This window comes from Dyadobacter chenwenxiniae, from assembly GCF_022869785.1.
Lineage (GTDB): Bacteria > Bacteroidota > Bacteroidia > Cytophagales > Spirosomataceae > Dyadobacter > Dyadobacter chenwenxiniae.
The window spans coordinates 3,383,165-3,400,274 of sequence record NZ_CP094997.1 but is presented as its reverse complement, the minus strand read 5'-3'; the positions used below and the strand labels follow the sequence as shown (position 1 = coordinate 3,400,274).

Here is a 17,110-nt window from a genome sequence, read left to right as displayed (position 1 = left end):
ATGCTTTTTAAAATTTAAAATTGTAGGAAACAGACGGGACCATTGACCCGATGATGGACACACGATGCGCCTGCGTTTGTATGGGCTGATAGGCAGTAACCCGGTCGGAGGACTGGGTAAAATAGGTTGAAAAGGCATTGCGGCGACCGTATATATTGTACACGGAGAAAACCCAGTAATCACGGTTTTTCCTTGTCAGACCATTCTTTTTCAGCGTCCTGCCCTCCATTCTCAGTGACACATCGAGCCTATGGTAAGGCGTCAGGCGGGCGTCGTTTCGTGCGTTGCCGGTGTTGTACGGAATTAGTACGCCTTGTGAAAGATAGCGCTGATTTGGGTAGGTTGTCGGCGTTCCTGTGGTCAATGCAAAGTCCGCAGTGGTCGACCATTTCGGGTTAATTGTATAGGAGGCGACAATTTTTAAATTGTGGGTTTGATCAAAACGCGTCGGATACCATTTTCCGTTGTTGATCCCGTCTACTTTCAGTTCCGAGCGGCTCAGTGTATAACTCACCCAGCCGGTAACGAGGCCCTTCTTCTTTTGGAGATACAATTCCAAACCATATGCCCGGCCATTACCACTTAACAAATCACCTTCCAAACGATCATTGTTAAGCAGCTCCGCTCCGTTGATATAGTCAATTTCGTTTGTTGTATTGCGGTAAAATGCCTCTGCCGAGAACTCGTAAGCAGCACTCGCCCCCAGGTCGCTGAAATAACCCAGCGTGTATTGATTGCCCACGGCGGGCTTAATGTTATTAGTGCTCGGGGTCCAGATATTCAGCGGGTTGGAGGCGCTGGTGTTGGAAATAAAATGGATATATTGAGTTGTTCGGCTAAAACTTGCCTTTAATGATGTCCTGTCATTGACCTGATATTTCGCCGAAACCCGCGGTTCCGGATTGCCGTATGATGCGATAGATTCCCCGCTCTTGTATTGCTGTTCAGAAATCGCGGTCCGCTTTCTCCCTGGAATGGTGTCATTATAAGTATAAGCGGTCCCGGGTCCCAGATAATTAAACGCAGAAAATCGGATCCCATATTGGACTTCCAGTGTTGAGCCTACTTTCAGGCGGTGGCTAACGTAACCTGCAAGCTCCAAAGCATATTTTTTTGGTTGACTGCTATCAACAGTTTCTCCATTGGTTGTCCCCACCGTATTGGAAGGATTGAACTGATAATAAGAACTTTCCAAGCCAAATTTAAATTCCGAATTGCTGTTGATGAAATAGCTGAAATCAGGTTTCAGGACATAATTGCTGATCGAAGAACTCCAACTGTATTTGTTATTCTCATCCTGATTAAAGCCCAGATTGTAATTATAGTTGCTGAAAACTGCGGAAACATTCGCAAACAATTTACTATTAATGACCGTGTTCCAACGCAGCGTTCCCGATTTATTGCCCCAGTTGAATTTGGCATCATCCGACAAACCAAAATTGTCGCGACCGAAGAAGCCAGAGAGATACAAGCGGTTTTTCTGATTTAATGTGTAATTGGTTTTAACGGTTATATCATAAAAATTTAATCCAAAATTATTGCTGGTCAGAAGCGTAGATAATCCGTCAATGTAGGATCGCCGTACAGCAATCAGGTAGGAAGATTTATCCTTAACAAGTGGTCCCTGAACAGCCAGCCTGCTGAATATGAACCCGATGCCGCCATCAACTTCGGTCTTCTTATTATTCCCTTCTTTCAACCGGACATCCAGCACCGAACTAATCCGGCCGCCATATTCTGCCGGGATGGCTCCTTTGTACAATTTCACATCTTTTACGGCATCCGGATTAAAAACCGAAAAGAAGCCTAGCATGTGTGAGGAATTATAAACCGGAGCTTCGTCGAGCAATACAAGATTTTGCCCAACACTGCCGCCACGGACATTGAAACCTGATGAACCCTCGCCAACCTGGCTGACACCGGGTAGAAACTGCAAGCTCTTGACGATATCCACTTCCCCCATCAGAGCGGGCAGCTTCTGAATGGTCTTAATGTCCAGCTTATTCACACTCATTTCAAAGTTACGGGAGGTAGAAATCCTGCTTTCGTCGACAATCCTGACTTCATCGAGAACCCTGGACAAAGCCGGCAACTCAATGTCAGCTGCTACATTGCTCGTCAGTACGAGTTCTCTCACCACCTTTTCGTAACCGATATAGGAATATTCCAACGTGTAGGAGCCTTGCGGCAGGGTGATGGAATAAAAGCCATAGACATTGGTTACAGCACCGGCTGATGGATTTTCCTTTACAAAGATGCTGGCTCCGATCAGGGTTTCCCCGTTTGACTTATCCTTCATCGTTCCACTGATGGTAAATTTGTTTTGCCCAACTGCCGCAGTGGTGGCTGCCATAAAAAGCAGCACCAAACCACAGCAGACACTTAGAGGAAAAGGAATAGAAAACTTATTCATTTTTTACTATTAAGAGGAAACGGAAGCTTTTTGAGGCTGTTGGCATTGATGACGTAGCCCAGACCGACATTGAGATTAAATCCCCGGATTGCGTCGACTTCTCCTGCACTTTCAAAGTTGGCGGAATGCAGGTAACGGAGGTGAGCGCCGGCAGTGAATCGCTTTGCGAACCTGAGATCAATGCCAGTGCCTATCGTAGTATGGAACACCATCCTCATTTCAGCATTCAGGTTAGGTCGGACTCCCGAGGTCATGGCGCCGGGGTTCATCCTGCCCCCGAACACCATCACCTGCATGATGCCCGATCCCAATAAGAAATAAGGGTGGGCCCTGACCTTTGGAAGCGCATATTTAAAACCCAGCGTAAGGGGCATGATCATCCCACCGCCTGTTCTCATTGTCCCGCTTTCCGTCGCTTCCTGGGTTTGCGGAACTTTCAGCCTGCCTATGTCGATGAACCAGGCCATGGAATCGTTCATCCATTTGGTGAGATGAATGTCCATAAAGGAGTGGGACTTGTATAACTTGGCATAAGTCCCGTCAGAAATCCCCGTCCGCACTGAGCCCAGCATGGCAAAACCGCCATACCGGAACTCTATGACGAGCCTGTTATGTAACCTGTATCCTTTAAGAGAATCGATCGGGTCCATCTTCTTCCTGATGGAGGGATCGCTCCATAATGCATACGATGTATCGGCTTGCACTGGATTCCCAAGCAGTTTTTGCACACCGCCGAGGGCAATTAAACTGTCTTTCTCACTTCCTTGTTTCCAGGTTTCAAAAGCGGCCAATGCTTTTGGATATTGCTGCTGGAAACGCTCTATGACACATGCATTATCCTTGTCTCCCACAACAAATACCCGGTTTCGGTTGTGGTGAAAATTGCTGTAGGTCTCCGAAAGAATGAACCTCAGGAACTGGACATCCTTCGCAAGAGAAGCTTCGTCCTTGCAATTCCACGTATTTTCGATAGCGTTTGGAAAAACCAGAATAGCCGGTTCTTTGAGGGATTTCCATGCAGCTTTTGAAAATGCTTCGCGTGCAGTTTCTCCGTTTTTATGCAGAACGATGACAACGGGTTTGTTGCTATTATAGTCGTTATTGCTAGTGTTGGAATAAAAAAGATAACTCCTGTTAACACCTTGGACAGCATTCGCAAACACACGTTGTGCCGAAGCTTCAAATGAAATGGAGAAAACTAAAAACACAAGTATTCCAAGTTGCTGCTTCCTCAGAAATAGCGGCATAATAAAAGTATGTATGCTTGATTTAAAATCTACTGATTCCTGATCCCAAGACTGTCCAGCTCTTGCCGGCTGAGGACGGGAGGGAAAATGCCATGGTCGAGTTTGTGTTTCACGAGCTGTGCAGTCACCAATGCTTGCTGCTTTGTCTGAAAGCCCTGGTTTCCTGCAATATGCAGAACGGATCGTTGTTCAATGACAGTTGTCGTATCCTGGCGAATCCGGTAACCCCATCCGCGATCCGTTTCAAAAGCCTCTGTGCTGAATTGGGAGGGGCTCATGATATGGCTTTTATCTTCATTTTGAGAGAATAAAGCGTAAATGGCTGTCAGGGCAAATATGCTGATGGCCAGATCAATGAAATTTTTCTTTTTCATATATCGTCGTCATCGTCAGTTTCCTGAGTAGGGTCAAACCCCCAAAAATCATCGGTTCCACCGCCGGTGCCATTGGAGCTGCCTGTTCCAAAATAACCGATACTGCCCACAACGAAGCCTCCTGCATACCCGCGCGCTGATCCGGGAAATGACGCTCTCTCAGTCCAGTCATTTGTCCGGGCGTCATACTCCCAAACATCGGACCTTCCTTCACCGCCTACAATGTATGCTTTGCTATTAATGACCATAGCCAGTCCGAAGGCGCGCGCCGGGAAGTCGTCCTCGTCGAAGTCGTCTTCAAACTCAATGCGCGTCCAGGCTCCCTTACCGTCGCCTCCTGATGGGTCAAAACTGTAGAAATCTTTGCTCTGGGTTCCTGAGTTACTTCTTCCGAAACCGACGTATGCAGTGTTATCAATCGTAAATGTGATTGCTCCCGTACGTTTCCCGCCTATAAATGTTGCCATTTCAACCCATTTGTCGCCAGTAGGGTCGTATTCGTAGAAATCCTGGAATGTATTTGTTCCATTGTATCCCAGGCCAACAAACGCACGATCATTCACAACGAAAGAAGTGGAAAATTGACGGGTTCCTCCTGCGAAATCAGCTTTTTTGGACCACTTGTTGCCCACGGGGTCGTATTGGTAAAAGTCTTTTTTGTATCCGTTGTTATCGGTCAGGATGTAGTCATAACCTGTCCCTACATAACCTTTGCCTTTCAGGACAAATGCAGTGGCATTATTGCGGCCAGTCCCCGGAAAATCCGCAACCTGTGACCAGATTTTTGTCTTGGTGTTGTAAGCCCAGAAATCCTTCACTCTCGCAACTGTTTCATTGGTATAACCCGTGCCAATGTAGCCGATATCACCAATCACGAAGCTTACTGCGTTCGTGCGAATTGAGCCTCCAAAACTGGGAAGGCCCTTTCTGAACCAGTTACCTTGCAGGTCGACGTCATCGTTCTCACAGCTGGGTAGCGTGAATGCCATTGATGCGGCCAGAAGGGTCAAAGAAATCTTTCTTAATGTACTGAACATAAAAAATAGTTTTGTGAATTATTACGAATAATGGATCGCTACCAAACAATACTTTCCAGCGGTACCCGCCGATGAATTGTGTAGATAAAAAGCAGTTTTCTGTATAGAAATCGACTCTTTACGTCGTTAAAGCCGAGCATCAGAACCTCGAAAAATGGGTCGGCATCGTGTTAGTTCTGTTGGGTCAATGTGCGGAGCCTGTTATTGCTTGATGTAGGTGTAGTAAAATTCCAGTTTTACGCCGGGTTGCGAATGGTGCTGATTAGCAACGACAAGCCGGTCGACGCTCTTGCTGAACTCTGTGTCTGCATCGCGATAGGATGAACTGGAGCTAAACGGCCCGCTGCGTATGATGAGCCCGCCGACGTCGTCTGTCTCCGAAGCAATCATTTCTGTCGCATATGCAGTGAGATCGAGCAGGTAATATTCGTCATTAGCAACATAATCATAAATATACCTGCTCGAAACCCCGGTTGCCTGGCTCGCCGCTGCCAGATAATATAATGGGAGAGGCGTTCCGTCCCCGGACACATAAAACTGGTTGTTTTTATCACAGCGGTATACATATAGTGCCTGGGGAACCCTCAAAGCATTGGTGACTGACGGACGAAAAGGCCTTATCCTCAGGTATGCACGATTGACAGCGGTATTTTTTAGTGATTTGTAATGTTTGAGAAATGGTAAATCAACCCGGATCATGTTGCCCATGCCTGCCTGTAGAAAAGCCAGGTTGCCAGACTGGGCCGATGGTAACGCTATATGTTTATTTGCAGGCATCTTGGCTAGCTGTGAACCCGCATAGTTTCCTTGAATCTGATTATAGCTCGCAGTGACTTTGAATATCGCCGAGTCCTTTTGGTATCCGCTTACAAGTGGTGTATGGTAATGCAATTGTACAGAGCAGCTATCGCCTCCGATCTTAAATCCAAGTATTGCACCATTGTCAGTTTTCCCTGGTATAATAACCAGGCCTTTTACGATGTTGATCCAGTCCGTATTGGAAGACAGCAAGTTTTCCTTAGCCAAATCAAAGACCTGTTTGCCAATCTGGTCCGATAGCTTGATTTTCAGGAGATCGGTGGTGTAAGGCCTGGGGACAAACTTGGTTTTCCCGATGTTCACCACCTCATATTCGGTAGCGTTGCCGCTCCAATAGGAAGATTTGTCAAGAATGTCTTTCAGGAGCCGGTGGACGGTTAGGTTTAATGACCCGGGTAGTATCACCATAGTTATATCGGTCGTATGGCAGCGAGAGGATCAGTGAATCATATTCTGCGTCGTTGGCAATACTTATTCCTCCGTCTGTTGTGGGCTGGAAAAAACTGGTCGCGCGCACTGCACTGTCCCGAAATAAGGATCGGTATAATTTCCGAACAGCATTCTCGATGGTCCGCCGGTCATCAACGAGTCAGACCCGACGGTTGAAAGCTGAACCGTTAATGTATCTGAAAATTGCACTGAGTAATCGTCGAGATTCGGTTGTTCAAGGGCTTGAATGTCATCACCCCATTGGCAAGAAGTAAGCAAAAGATGTAAGCATAATATCATATTGAGCCCAAGATTTGTATAAAATCTTTTGTAAAAACAACTATTGATTTTCATTAATTACCAGGATATTGAGTGATTTTAAATGAATTTATGGTGTGGAGTGCAGGGTTCGATTACATTTTCTTCCAGCTATTGCTGGTGGGATCATACTTCCAATCGGCAGATCCTCCTTTCCCGTTTGCGCCATTATGCTTGACATCCGGGATGGATAAGTTAGTGTCGATCTGACTGGCTTCCGGAGAATCCGCCATCTGCGACCAGATCTTCGTTTTGGTATTATAAGCCCATAAATGTGTCTTGTTTGCGATCGTTTTATTGGGATTTTTTGCAACAATGTATTCGATATCCCCAATCATGAAGCTCACTAGGTTCTTTCGGTTCAAGCCGATAAGCTCTTTTTCGAACTGCTTCCGTTTTAAGTTCACATAATCACTTTCACAGCTCGACAACCTGATGGCAATAGATGCCACAAGTAGGAGCAATGATGATTTTGTAATGAAATTATTCATTAGGACATTACTGATTGAAAACTAAAAAGGCGTTGAGTTGTGAACATTGTGCTTTATCATTTGGCCGCAATATTTACAGATACTCCTGCTTTCGGGAGAACTGATAAAAAGTGTCGATATATACCGATTATATGTAGACGCACGCTCCATATTCCTTTCGAAATGGTTGTGCCCTTAAAATTGGATAACTTCAAATCGTTGTTTGAACTGTTTGTCTGAAGGCAACAGCTGATGTAAAAAGTGTTTTTCCAGAGGTTTGGTGAGAGGGTTCCATTGTTTGGAATCAGTGGAGCAGATTACAAAAGCATATCTGACACCAAAAAAATCAGGGAAGGGTCAATACTTGTTTCAGGAAGGAGATGTCTGCGAAAATATCCAGGTCGATTCTAAATATTTAAGGAATTGAGGAGGGCAGAAGCGTATTGTTTATCTTAAATTCAAGAACTCTTTTGGATCTCTGACCAGAATCGATGCACAAAAAGGCGCTCCTGAACCGCAGCTGAGGAATGAGGCAAGCAATTTGTTGCATTTTTATTTTTACAGTTGTAAATTTACAGAAAATAGCTTTGGAAAGAAATTTATATTGAAATAATGTACTGGCATGCCAAAGTCAAATCATTTAGAACGGAGCGTTAACACGGTGCTAGTCCTTATAATAAAAACTTAATCAGCAAATTCTTATGGAATTCGAAATCATCGTGTCACTCTTGTCGCTGGTCGCTTTGGAAGCGGTTCTTGGCATTGATAACGTCATTTTTATATCAATTATCGCAGCGAAGCTTCCGGCAGATCAGCAGAAGAAAGCCAGGCAATACGGCCTGATACTTGCCGGTGTTATGCGCATTGGCCTCCTGCTGCTCATTTCCCTTATTATGAAGCTGGATAAAGACCTGTTTGTGGTTTTTGGTGAAGGCTTCTCGGGGAAAGAACTTGTTCTGCTCGCGGGAGGTTTGTTTCTGCTCTACAAAAGTGCGACTGAGATTTACCACAAAATGGAAGGGGAGGAGGGCGACCAGAGTAAACAGATAAAAGCTTCCTCATTTGGGCAGGTTCTCACGCAAATACTGATCATGGATATGGTTTTTTCCATCGATTCGATCATCACCGCTATTGGAATGGTAAAGGAAGTCTGGGTAATGTATGTGGCAGTTATTGCAACGGTGATATTAATGCTGGTGGCTGCCGAAACGATCAGTAATTTTGTAAACCGGCATCCGGCATTCAAAATGCTCGCTTTGTCATTTTTGTTACTGATTGGCTTTTCTCTGGTCAGCGAGGGCTTCGGACTTGAAATTCCAAAGGGCTACATTTACTTCTCTATGGCGTTTTCACTGTTGGTGGATGTGTTCCAGATGCGCATGAATAAATCCAAAAATGCTCCTGTAAAAACCCACGAACATTACCAGCAAGGAGAAGATCGCCTGCTACCCTAAAACATTACCCATATTGTAGTGAAAAAGATATTGAGCCCCATTGATTTCTCTTTGGTATGAAAATATAAGGCTGAATACATTTATCCCAAGCTCTGATGACTTTAAAAAAAAGCTTCTTAAAATTACTTTTTGGCCTGATTGCATGGTTGCTATGGACGCCCTGTCTGGCTCAAAAAAAATATGAGCGGGAATATAGCATCAAGCCGGATGCTGTTCCCCAAAAGGCAATGGAGTTTGTTACTTCGGTTTTTAAAAAACCTAAAATTCATTGGTACCGGGAAGAAAGCCTTACCGGAAAAACCATAGAAGCAAAGCTGAAATCTTCGGGGAAACGGTTTAGCATTGAATTCGATGAAGCGGGAAATATTCAGGATGTTGAAATATTATCGGGCATCAGTAAAATGAATGCAAAAGGCCGGACAAATTTAGAAGATACACTGAGCAAAGTATTTTCGCGCTACAAGATTGACAAAACCCAGATTCATTGGAGCGGGTCCGCCCAAGCCCTGAAAGAGTCCCTGAACCAGGATAGGGCTGTGAATGATGTCCTGATCAGGTACGAGCTAGTCGTAAAAGGTTATCGGGATAAAATCGAAACCTATTTTGAAGTGCTCGCTGAAAGTGATGGAACGATTGTGCGTATTAGCGAGATTGTGCAGCGTAATACTGATAACTTAATGTACTGATGTATAAATTTTTTCTAACTGGTTTGTTATATGTCATAATTCCCGTTACGGCACTAAGTCAAGCCAATTACAGGGCAGGGACGCTTTCTCAAATCAATGTTAATGTCAAAATAGCTGAGACCTGGAAGTTAAATACGAAGCTGGAAACCCGGCAAATATTTTCCAGCAAAAAGCCGGAAGTGCTAGCCAGTCATCGGTTTGATTACGAAAGAACAGATCTAAACTTTATACTGACCAAAAAAGTGTCCGCCGACAATACGGTCGGTGGCGGTTATCTGGTCAGGTTGGAAGACGGCCGGTTTACACATCGTTTCATACAGCAGTTTAATCATGTAAAAAACTTGGAGGTGCTCAGTGTTGCACACCGCATAGTGGCTGATGAGACTTTCAGTCCTGATAATGCTGCGGAATTCCGCCTGCGATACCGATTGGGGTTGGAATTGCCCCTGAACGGTCAGCAAGTCGACCCTAAGGAATTTTATGGAAAAGCAAATAATGAATATCTGGGCATTTTTTCAGACAGCGATCCAGATTTAGAAATACGCGGACTACTTGCCTTGGGATATAATGCTTCCGATAATAACAAGATCGAGCTTGGCCTGGAATACCGCGTGAATGAATTTAATGCTCCGGTAAAAGCGCATCAATACTGGTTGACAATTGCTTGGTTCGTCAGTATCTGACACATTTAAACGACTAGATTTTCACTTTTGAAAAAACATACAGTGTTTCTGTTGCGATCTGTTTGCAGCGCTCGTCGTACTTTGCCGTTTCTTGCGCGGTACCATCAAACGCTTTCGGGTCATTATAAGGAACAGCAACCCGCGCAGTGGCACCTTTTACAACCGGGCAAGCTTCATCAGCCTGTGAGCATGTCATGACTGCGCAGAAATTGCTTTGGGGATTGCTGGCGTCATCATACTTTTTTGAGAATGCTTTCAATGGTTCAGTTCCCGCCCCGTAGCTCACAGCATAGACTGGATTTTTGCCTTCTGATGTTTTTGTGATATCAAAACCTGCCCTCTCGCAAGCAGCGACAGCCCTTTCATTGAACGCGCTGGCCTCTGTGCCGCCAGAATATGTTTTTACATGGGGTATGTTATAGTAAGCAGCAGCAGTTGCTCCCCAGATTTGCCCGAAGTGGCTGCGTCTGGAATTGTGGGTACAGATGTAGGTAAGCTGTACAGGCTGAGAAGCTTTAACTTGATTTTGGATAAATGCAGCAATCTTGTCAAGCGCTTCTACCCGGTCTTGGGGTATTTTTGAGAAGTCTTCTTTAATGGTGTCAATGTAAGCGGACAGCTTTGGATTAAGGGCTTTCTTTTCTTCGGGATCAGAAGTTGGCATAGTAGCAGCAGTAGAGATCAAGGTCATAATTATCAAGTTGATCAGGTTCATGTTCTATCAAGGTCAGTTAGAGTTGAAAACTTGATCGTAAAGATACGATAGATTTTATCACACAAAAAAATATTTATCGTAATATTGCAATTAATAAATTGACCGTTATATTTGCAGCATGGGAGTTACAAAAACTGAAATATTCACTGAGCAGCAAAACCGTATTGCGGATCTGGCCAAAGCGTTCTCGCACCCGGCCAGGGTTGCGATTTTGCAATTGCTGATCGCCCGGAAGTCCTGTGTATGTGGAGACCTGGTCGATGAGCTCGAACTTGCCCAGGCCACCGTGTCCCAGCATTTAAAAGAGCTGAAACGGATTGGGATCATTCACGGTGAAATCAATCCACCGCGGGTTTGCTATTGCATTAACCCGGTCGTATGGGAGGAAGCACAAAAATCTTTTGGAGCGCTGCTGGAGACTTTTACACTTACCGCATCCTGCTGTAACTAGGCGGGGTATTTTTTTGATAAAATCAATCGTAATATTACATTTAAACAATAGAAACCATGAGCCAATCGAATCCTGCCGCCCGCGGCCCTATGACCCGGGGGCCGATGACCTGGGGTGATTTCAAAAACACCCTCGAACAAAATCCAGATTTACACCTTCAATTCCAATACGAAGAAGGCAGGTTTGTTGATAGTTCTTACCACATCACCGAAATCAAACAAGCCCCGATTGTATCGGTAGACTGCGGCGGGCAAATGAACAGCTGGACAGAAGTTATTGTCCAACTCTGGGAGCCTTGGGTGAAGGAAGTCGACCGCTCCATGAAAGTGGGTAAGGCACTTAAAATCGTGAACCTGGTTGAAAAAACATTGCCTTTGAATCCAAATGCAACCGTTAAGATCGAATTTGGCAATTCAAAGTTTGATACGCGCCAAATGTATCCAGGCGAATTTATTGCCGATGGTGAAGCATTCACAGTTAACCTGGTTCCCGATTTCACCCAATGCAAGGCGCTCACACGCAACCAAAGCTGCGGCACATCAATGGCAGAAGCTTCATGCTGCGCGCCTGCCCCTGCAAAACAAGAGCTGGAATTAGTTGCTTCGGATGGAGCCAGCTGCCAGCCTGGCTCTGGATGCTGCTAATTAAATCAAATACATGATGACACTACAAATTGATGACGCAAGGCCGGAAGAAAAAGAGTTGGTGATCCGTTTGCTCAAAGAAGCTGACCTTCTTACCGAAGACCTGCCAGATAGCCTGCCCAATTTCCTTTTGGCCAAAGAGGGTGAGGTACTTGTTGGTGTCGCCGGTCTGGAACGGTTTGGGTCGGTTGGCTTGCTGCGCTCAGTCGCTGTCAGTCCTGCTCATCAAGGCCAGGGCATTGCAGGCCACATGGTCGAGCGGCTTCTCAATAACGCTGACAAGCAGAAATTGGAAGCCGTTTATCTGATCACAACCACAGCCGATCATTATTTTGACCGTTACGGATTCATAGCCGTTGACCGTCAGCAGGTTCCGGAAGCAATTCAGCAAACCAGGCAATTCAGCGGCCTTTGCCCTTCATCAGCTGTTGTCATGAAAAGGAATATAAAGCATCAAACCGCATGAATAACCCACGTCTTTCTTTTTTAGACCGCTATCTAACCCTATGGATCTTTTTAGCCATGCTGATCGGTGTTTCAATCGGTTATTTTTTACCCGGGACGCCTGACTTTATCAATCAATTTAATTCTGGATCCACCGGTGCGCCGGGCGCCGGTGCGGCGGCCGTGAATGTTCCACTAGCCATTGGCTTGGTGCTGATGATGTACCCGCCTTTGGCCAAAGTCCGTTATGCAGAGCTGCCAAAAGTGTTTAACAACACTAAAATCCTGGGGCTTTCCCTGCTTCAAAACTGGATTATCGGGCCGCTGCTTATGTTTGGCCTGGCGGTAATTTTTTTGCCGGATAAGCCAGAATATATGACCGGACTGATCATGATCGGCATTGCGCGCTGCATTGCGATGGTTATTGTCTGGAATGACCTGGCGAATGGTGACCGCCTATATGCGGCCGGTCTCGTTGCATTCAACAGCATTTTTCAGGTGTTGTTTTATTCGGTATATGCCTATGTGTTTGTAACGGTCTTGCCACCGCTTTTTGGACTAAAGGGTTTTGATGTAAATATTACGATTGGCCAGGTCGCCCAAAGTGTTTTTATCTATCTGGGCATTCCATTTCTGGCCGGAATCATTTCCAGGATTGTATTAAGCAGGCTATTTAGCAAGGAATGGTATGAGCAAAAATTCCTTCCGGCCATCAGCCCGATCACATTAATTGCTTTGCTCTTTACAATTGTGGTCATGTTCAGTTTGAAAGGGCAGCTGATTGTGAGTATCCCGTTTGACGTCCTGCGCATTGCGCTTCCGCTGACAATCTATTTTGCAATCATGTTTTTCTCGGCTTTCTATTTGTCCAAGCGTGCAGGTGCGGATTATGCCAAATCAACTTCTTTGGCATTCACTGCCGCAGGTAACAATTTTGAGCTTGGGATTGCGGTCGCTATCGCCGTATTCGGGATTGACTCCGGAGCTGCATTCGCTGCGGTGATCGGCCCGCTGATCGAAGTGCCGGTGTTGATCCTGATGGTCAATTTTGCACTCAAACAACAGCACAAATTTTCCAATTAATCACGTATTAAATGAGAATTGCCCTTTTTTCCGACATTCACGCCAACCTTCCCGCCCTGGAAGCGTTTTTCAAAGATGTTGAAACCAGAGATACGGACGCTATTTATTGTTTGGGTGATCTGGTAGGTTATAACATTTGGCCTAATGAAGTCATAGATCAGATTAGAAAGCGGGGAATCCCTACCATTGCCGGCAATTACGACTTCGGAATAGGAAGAAGCAGCGACGATTGCGGATGCGCTTACAAAACGGACGATGAAAAAGAAAATGGCAAAGTATCGATTGCTTATACCAATGAAATAATCAAAGACGAGCAGCGGGCTTACCTTCGTACGCTGCCGGCACACATCCGGTTGGATTTCCAATTAAATGACAAACCACTTTCGGTGCTGCTGGTGCATGGTAGCCCGCGCCGGATCAACGAATACTTGTTTGAAGACCGCGACGAAAAAAGCATGCTGCGGATTATGGAGCAGGCTAATGCGGATGTAATGCTTTTCGGCCATACGCACAAACCTTATCACAGAATTCTGGACTCTGCACAGGCCGACGGCACAGCTCATTTCCGCCACGCGATCAACATTGGATCAGTAGGTAAACCAAAAGATGGAGATCCGAGAGGCGGTTATGTTAGCCTGCACATCAACGCGGAGGCTTCAACATCAAGTAAAAACAGTATTACGGTAGAATTTATACGCTTTGAATATGATGTTGAAAAAGCGGCGCAGGCCGTCGAAAACAGCATCCTTCCCAATGCATATGCGGAATCATTGCGCCTGGCAAAATGAAAATAGCACTACTATCTGATATCCATGCAAACCTTCCCGCTTTTGAGGCGGTGTTAGAAGATCTGGAAAAACAACAGCCTGATGCAGTTTACTGCCTGGGTGATCTGGTCGGCTACAATGTATGGCCTAATCAGGTAATCAGCTTAGTTCGAAAGCATGGTATTGCGACTATTGCAGGAAACCACGACCTGAAAGTTTCGAAAATACTTCCATCAGTAGGGGAGTGCAGCAAGGAAGAAAACAGCGATTATGCCTATAAACTGGTCGGAAACAAGGAAAGGGATTTTTTGTTAACACTGCCGAGGCATCTCAGGTTGGAATTTCAACTTAATGATCAGCCGCTCCACATGTTGCTGGTCCATGGAAGCCCGCGGAGGATTAACGAATATCTGTTGCAGGAGCTGCCAGAACAATACATGCTCGAACTGGTCAAGGAATTTAAAGCCGATATCCTTTGCTTTGGGCACTCTCACAGGCCTTATCACCGTGTTATTAATTCGGGTGAGAATGGCATTGACCATTTTCATCACCTGGTTAATACAGGTTCTGTCGGTAAACCCAAAGATGGCGATGTGCGCGCTTGTTATGTACTTATCATGATTGACCAAATGGCAAGCATTAAGTCTAAGGATGCTGTTCGGGTTGAATTTATCAGGGTGAAATACGATGTCGAAAAAGCAGCGCAGGCCGTAGAGCTCAGCTTGCTTCCTGACGCATTGGCAGATAACCTAAGGAAAGCATATTAACCTGATCCAAATAAACGTGGTGGTACAATGTTCTATCAGTGAAGGTAGTGCCACAGGAAGGTGCAAGCATTTACCAATTTGTTGAGCGCAATAAAAGCCCTTCAGCGCAAGCTGAAGGGCTACCGTACCCGCAACGGAACAATGTCGGGCCAATTGCTTCCTGATTTAGAGAAAATAGCTGCTTTAACTATGTCATAACTAAATCAATGATACAACTGGTATGCGATCTTAAAGTGCGCTTCCTCTGAACCGATTGAAGTTTTTGAAATCCTCTGGCACCCGAAGGCTTTAAATTAATGTTGATTACTACGTCTTTAAAGATTTAGCCGGGTCGGAGCCTGTACGGCCTGGCCGTCATTTCAATGCATAGGTGTGGTAACCACCATCTGCTACAACCTCTGTCCCTGAAATAAAGCTTGCGGCATCAGAAGCCAGAAACAACACTGTTTTTGCAATTTCATCGGGTTGTCCAAGCCTTTGCAATGCCGTGGTGGTAGCCAGGAAAGCTTGTGCTTCCGGGGGTAAGACGCTATCCAGACCCGGCGTCGCAATTGGTCCCGGACTAATGAGGTTTACGCGGATTTTCCGTGCTGCCAGCTCATTAGCCGCGATTTGGGCAATTTTATTTAACGCACCCTTGGTTGCAGAATATACGCTCGTTCCCAGGGTTGCAGCAGTAGCAGCCGATGAAGAAGTGAATATTACGGATGCTCCATCTGCCAGATGCGGAAGTAATTTTTGCAGCGTGAAAAAATGCCCTTTTACATTGGTGGTGAACTGAGCGTCAAAATTTGCCTCTGTGACGTTTTCTATCGGCTCAAATACGCCAATTGCTGCATTCAGGAAGAGAACATCCAGTTTATTCCCGCTTTGCGCAAATGCTTGTTCCAGAACCGAAATGTCTGCGAGTTTTGACGTATCCGATACAACAGTGGTCAGTTTTGAGCTGTTTATTTCCGCGCTTGCCTTTTGTAGATTGTCGGCACTTCTTCCTGTAATCCACACATTTGCACCTGCGTTGATGAATGCTTTTGCTGTTGCCAGTCCTATTCCTGTTGTTCCGCCTGTGATAATGACGTTTTTGCTTGTGAAGTCCATAATTAAATTTTAGCTATTTTTGCAGTCTGTTTTATGAACTGCAAATTTATTAAAAAGCAGTTTAAAAAACAAACTGCTTTTATTGGTGATATTATGAAAACAATGGAGAGACGATCAACATGTCCCATCAATTTTTCGGTGGAAATTTTCGGAGATAAGTGGATGCTGCTGATCTTGCGGGACTTAATGTTCAACGGCAAAAACTCCTTTCTGGAGTTTCGGGCATCGGCCGAGAAAATATCTTCGGCCGTATTGACCGAAAAGCTGAACACGCTGGTGGATGAGGGAATTGTTTCTAAGGTAGTTTCGCCGAAAAACGCGTCGAAATTCCTGTATCTGATCACTGACAAGGGCATCGAGCTGGTGCCGGTCATGGTGGAGGTTCTTGACTGGGGTTCCCGGTACAACCCGGATGGCGGCCCCAAGCCATTGCTTGCCCAGATTAAGCAGAACAAAAAGAAAGCGATTGCCGAGCTGCAGGATAAATTAAGAAGCGAAAGGCAATCTTACGGGTTAAATTAAGGCAGGGATGCCAGCCCGTAAGATTGCGAGCGTTTTGTAATTATTTATTTTGAAGAGGTGAGATTGATTCACCTCACCCAATCAACCGTTCCAACCGCGCCATCATTCCATCCTTCTCCTTCAACATCCGCTCATAAAGGTCCATTTTTTCGTCGTGTAACTTTCTGATTTCTTCGATTGGATTTACATAGAAAGTCGGAGTATTTCCATTATTGACGAATGCATTATCCTTAAAGTCATGGTAGGTATTCGTGATAATATTAATCGCTTGATTCTCATCAAAATTCCGAATCGCCTCAGCTGGTATTTTCAAAATAGCCGCAACTTGCTCCAAAATGTCAGAATCAATCGTTTCTTTTTGTTCGAGCAGGGAAATTTTTTGCTGGTTCCAGTCTTCGCCAAGCTCAAATGCGAGATAATCTTGTTTGATCGCGAGCATCTCCCGAAATCGTTTGAGATTACGGCCTTCGTGGATCTTCGGATTGGTGGTAGTATGTGCCATGTGGAAAGGGTGTTTGGTTAAAAAGGCAATTTATGTAAATCTGCCGGGAAGTTCCCGGATATTTTACGGCCTGGCGATGTAAGTTACAGGTTAGGGAAAGCGGGGAGGACGGAAAGCTGTTTTGCCAGCTCAACCAAATGGTGAATAGTTATAAAGTCGATTTATCCTGCTTTATTAACGAAATGCA

General features: G+C 45.2%; 20 protein-coding genes. 10 read left to right on the top strand and 10 right to left on the bottom strand.

Annotated features, from left to right (window positions below; all coding sequences use genetic code 11):
- Nucleotides 1-7 precede the first annotated feature (7 nt).
- From MUK70_RS14540 to MUK70_RS14510, 7 genes are all read right to left on the bottom strand, one after another.
- Complete coding sequence (locus MUK70_RS14540; protein ID WP_234653217.1) at nucleotides 8-2,413, bottom strand: TonB-dependent receptor; 2,406 nt, start codon at nucleotides 2,411-2,413, stop codon at nucleotides 8-10.
- Nucleotides 2,410-3,660 carry an alpha/beta hydrolase family protein gene (locus tag MUK70_RS14535; RefSeq protein ID WP_234653215.1) on the bottom strand — a complete coding sequence of 417 codons (1,251 nt, stop codon included), beginning with the start codon at nucleotides 3,658-3,660 and terminating at the stop codon, nucleotides 2,410-2,412. Before MUK70_RS14535 ends, MUK70_RS14540 begins: the two co-directional genes overlap by 4 nt.
- A 29-nt stretch (nucleotides 3,661-3,689) precedes the next feature.
- Nucleotides 3,690-4,034 (bottom strand): DUF4907 domain-containing protein, encoded by a 345-nt coding sequence (locus MUK70_RS14530; protein WP_234653213.1) that lies wholly within the window; start codon nucleotides 4,032-4,034, stop codon nucleotides 3,690-3,692.
- Entirely contained in the window at nucleotides 4,031-5,071 is a 1,041-nt protein-coding gene (locus tag MUK70_RS14525) for a Kelch repeat-containing protein (RefSeq protein WP_234653212.1), read from the bottom strand. Before MUK70_RS14525 ends, MUK70_RS14530 begins: the two co-directional genes overlap by 4 nt.
- Before the next feature lie 201 nt (nucleotides 5,072-5,272).
- Nucleotides 5,273-6,298 carry a DUF4270 family protein gene (locus MUK70_RS14520; RefSeq protein ID WP_244784844.1) on the bottom strand — a complete coding sequence of 342 codons (1,026 nt, stop codon included), beginning with the start codon at nucleotides 6,296-6,298 and terminating at the stop codon, nucleotides 5,273-5,275.
- 63 nt (nucleotides 6,299-6,361) lie between these two features.
- The gene (locus MUK70_RS14515) at nucleotides 6,362-6,619 is read right to left on the bottom strand and encodes a DUF4270 domain-containing protein (RefSeq protein WP_244784842.1); all 258 of its coding nucleotides are present in this window, start codon (nucleotides 6,617-6,619) and stop codon (nucleotides 6,362-6,364) included.
- 113 nt (nucleotides 6,620-6,732) lie between these two features.
- Complete coding sequence (locus MUK70_RS14510) at nucleotides 6,733-7,128, bottom strand: Kelch repeat-containing protein (RefSeq protein WP_234653208.1); 396 nt, start codon at nucleotides 7,126-7,128, stop codon at nucleotides 6,733-6,735.
- Nucleotides 7,129-7,808: 680 nt separating this feature from the next.
- On the opposite strand from MUK70_RS14510, the gene MUK70_RS14505 reads away from it, so the two are divergent.
- The 3 genes from MUK70_RS14505 to MUK70_RS14495 all read left to right on the top strand — a co-directional run bounded on the left by MUK70_RS14505 (nucleotide 7,809) and on the right by MUK70_RS14495 (nucleotide 9,930).
- Nucleotides 7,809-8,561: a TerC family protein gene (locus MUK70_RS14505; protein WP_234653206.1), complete on the top strand. Its 753-nt coding sequence runs from the start codon at nucleotides 7,809-7,811 to the stop codon at nucleotides 8,559-8,561.
- A 95-nt stretch (nucleotides 8,562-8,656) separates the two neighbouring features.
- Nucleotides 8,657-9,247 (top strand): hypothetical protein, encoded by a 591-nt coding sequence (locus MUK70_RS14500; RefSeq protein WP_234653205.1) that lies wholly within the window; start codon nucleotides 8,657-8,659, stop codon nucleotides 9,245-9,247.
- The gene (locus tag MUK70_RS14495; protein ID WP_234653203.1) at nucleotides 9,247-9,930 is read left to right on the top strand and encodes a DUF2490 domain-containing protein; all 684 of its coding nucleotides are present in this window, start codon (nucleotides 9,247-9,249) and stop codon (nucleotides 9,928-9,930) included. Before MUK70_RS14500 ends, MUK70_RS14495 begins: the two co-directional genes overlap by 1 nt.
- A gap of 13 nt (nucleotides 9,931-9,943) precedes the next feature.
- On the opposite strand, the gene MUK70_RS14490 is transcribed toward MUK70_RS14495, so the two are convergent.
- Nucleotides 9,944-10,621, bottom strand: coding sequence for a low molecular weight phosphatase family protein (locus tag MUK70_RS14490; RefSeq protein ID WP_234653201.1), 678 nt, complete (start codon nucleotides 10,619-10,621; stop codon nucleotides 9,944-9,946).
- Nucleotides 10,622-10,763: 142 nt separating this feature from the next.
- Between MUK70_RS14490 and MUK70_RS14485 the strand changes: the two genes are divergently transcribed.
- Genes MUK70_RS14485 through MUK70_RS14460 form a run of 6 tightly spaced genes read left to right on the top strand, consistent with a single transcriptional unit; the run spans nucleotide 10,764 to nucleotide 14,801 of the window.
- Nucleotides 10,764-11,096: an ArsR/SmtB family transcription factor gene (locus tag MUK70_RS14485; RefSeq protein WP_234606563.1), complete on the top strand. Its 333-nt coding sequence runs from the start codon at nucleotides 10,764-10,766 to the stop codon at nucleotides 11,094-11,096.
- Nucleotides 11,097-11,152: 56 nt separating this feature from the next.
- Nucleotides 11,153-11,740, top strand: a complete 588-nt coding sequence (locus MUK70_RS14480) for a DUF6428 family protein (protein ID WP_234653199.1) — start codon at nucleotides 11,153-11,155, stop codon at nucleotides 11,738-11,740.
- Nucleotides 11,741-11,753: 13 nt separating this feature from the next.
- Nucleotides 11,754-12,206: an arsenic resistance N-acetyltransferase ArsN2 gene (arsN2, locus tag MUK70_RS14475; protein ID WP_234653197.1), complete on the top strand. Its 453-nt coding sequence runs from the start codon at nucleotides 11,754-11,756 to the stop codon at nucleotides 12,204-12,206.
- Complete coding sequence (gene arsB, locus MUK70_RS14470; RefSeq protein WP_234653195.1) at nucleotides 12,203-13,267, top strand: ACR3 family arsenite efflux transporter; 1,065 nt, start codon at nucleotides 12,203-12,205, stop codon at nucleotides 13,265-13,267. Before arsN2 ends, arsB begins: the two co-directional genes overlap by 4 nt.
- 11 nt (nucleotides 13,268-13,278) lie before the next feature.
- Nucleotides 13,279-14,055, top strand: coding sequence for a metallophosphoesterase family protein (locus MUK70_RS14465; RefSeq protein WP_234653193.1), 777 nt, complete (start codon nucleotides 13,279-13,281; stop codon nucleotides 14,053-14,055).
- Nucleotides 14,052-14,801: a metallophosphoesterase family protein gene (locus MUK70_RS14460; RefSeq protein WP_234653192.1), complete on the top strand. Its 750-nt coding sequence runs from the start codon at nucleotides 14,052-14,054 to the stop codon at nucleotides 14,799-14,801. The genes MUK70_RS14465 and MUK70_RS14460 overlap by 4 nt, the downstream gene beginning before the upstream one ends.
- Nucleotides 14,802-15,155: 354 nt before the next feature.
- On the opposite strand, the gene MUK70_RS14455 is transcribed toward MUK70_RS14460, so the two are convergent.
- Nucleotides 15,156-15,899 (bottom strand): SDR family oxidoreductase, encoded by a 744-nt coding sequence (locus MUK70_RS14455; RefSeq protein WP_234653190.1) that lies wholly within the window; start codon nucleotides 15,897-15,899, stop codon nucleotides 15,156-15,158.
- Nucleotides 15,900-16,001: 102 nt separating this feature from the next.
- On the opposite strand from MUK70_RS14455, the gene MUK70_RS14450 reads away from it, so the two are divergent.
- Nucleotides 16,002-16,421: a winged helix-turn-helix transcriptional regulator gene (locus tag MUK70_RS14450; RefSeq protein ID WP_234608146.1), complete on the top strand. Its 420-nt coding sequence runs from the start codon at nucleotides 16,002-16,004 to the stop codon at nucleotides 16,419-16,421.
- Nucleotides 16,422-16,494: 73 nt separating this feature from the next.
- Here the strand turns inward: MUK70_RS14450 and MUK70_RS14445 are convergent, their stop codons facing one another.
- Nucleotides 16,495-16,923: a helix-turn-helix domain-containing protein gene (locus tag MUK70_RS14445; RefSeq protein ID WP_234653188.1), complete on the bottom strand. Its 429-nt coding sequence runs from the start codon at nucleotides 16,921-16,923 to the stop codon at nucleotides 16,495-16,497.
- Nucleotides 16,924-17,110: the final 187 nt, after the last annotated feature.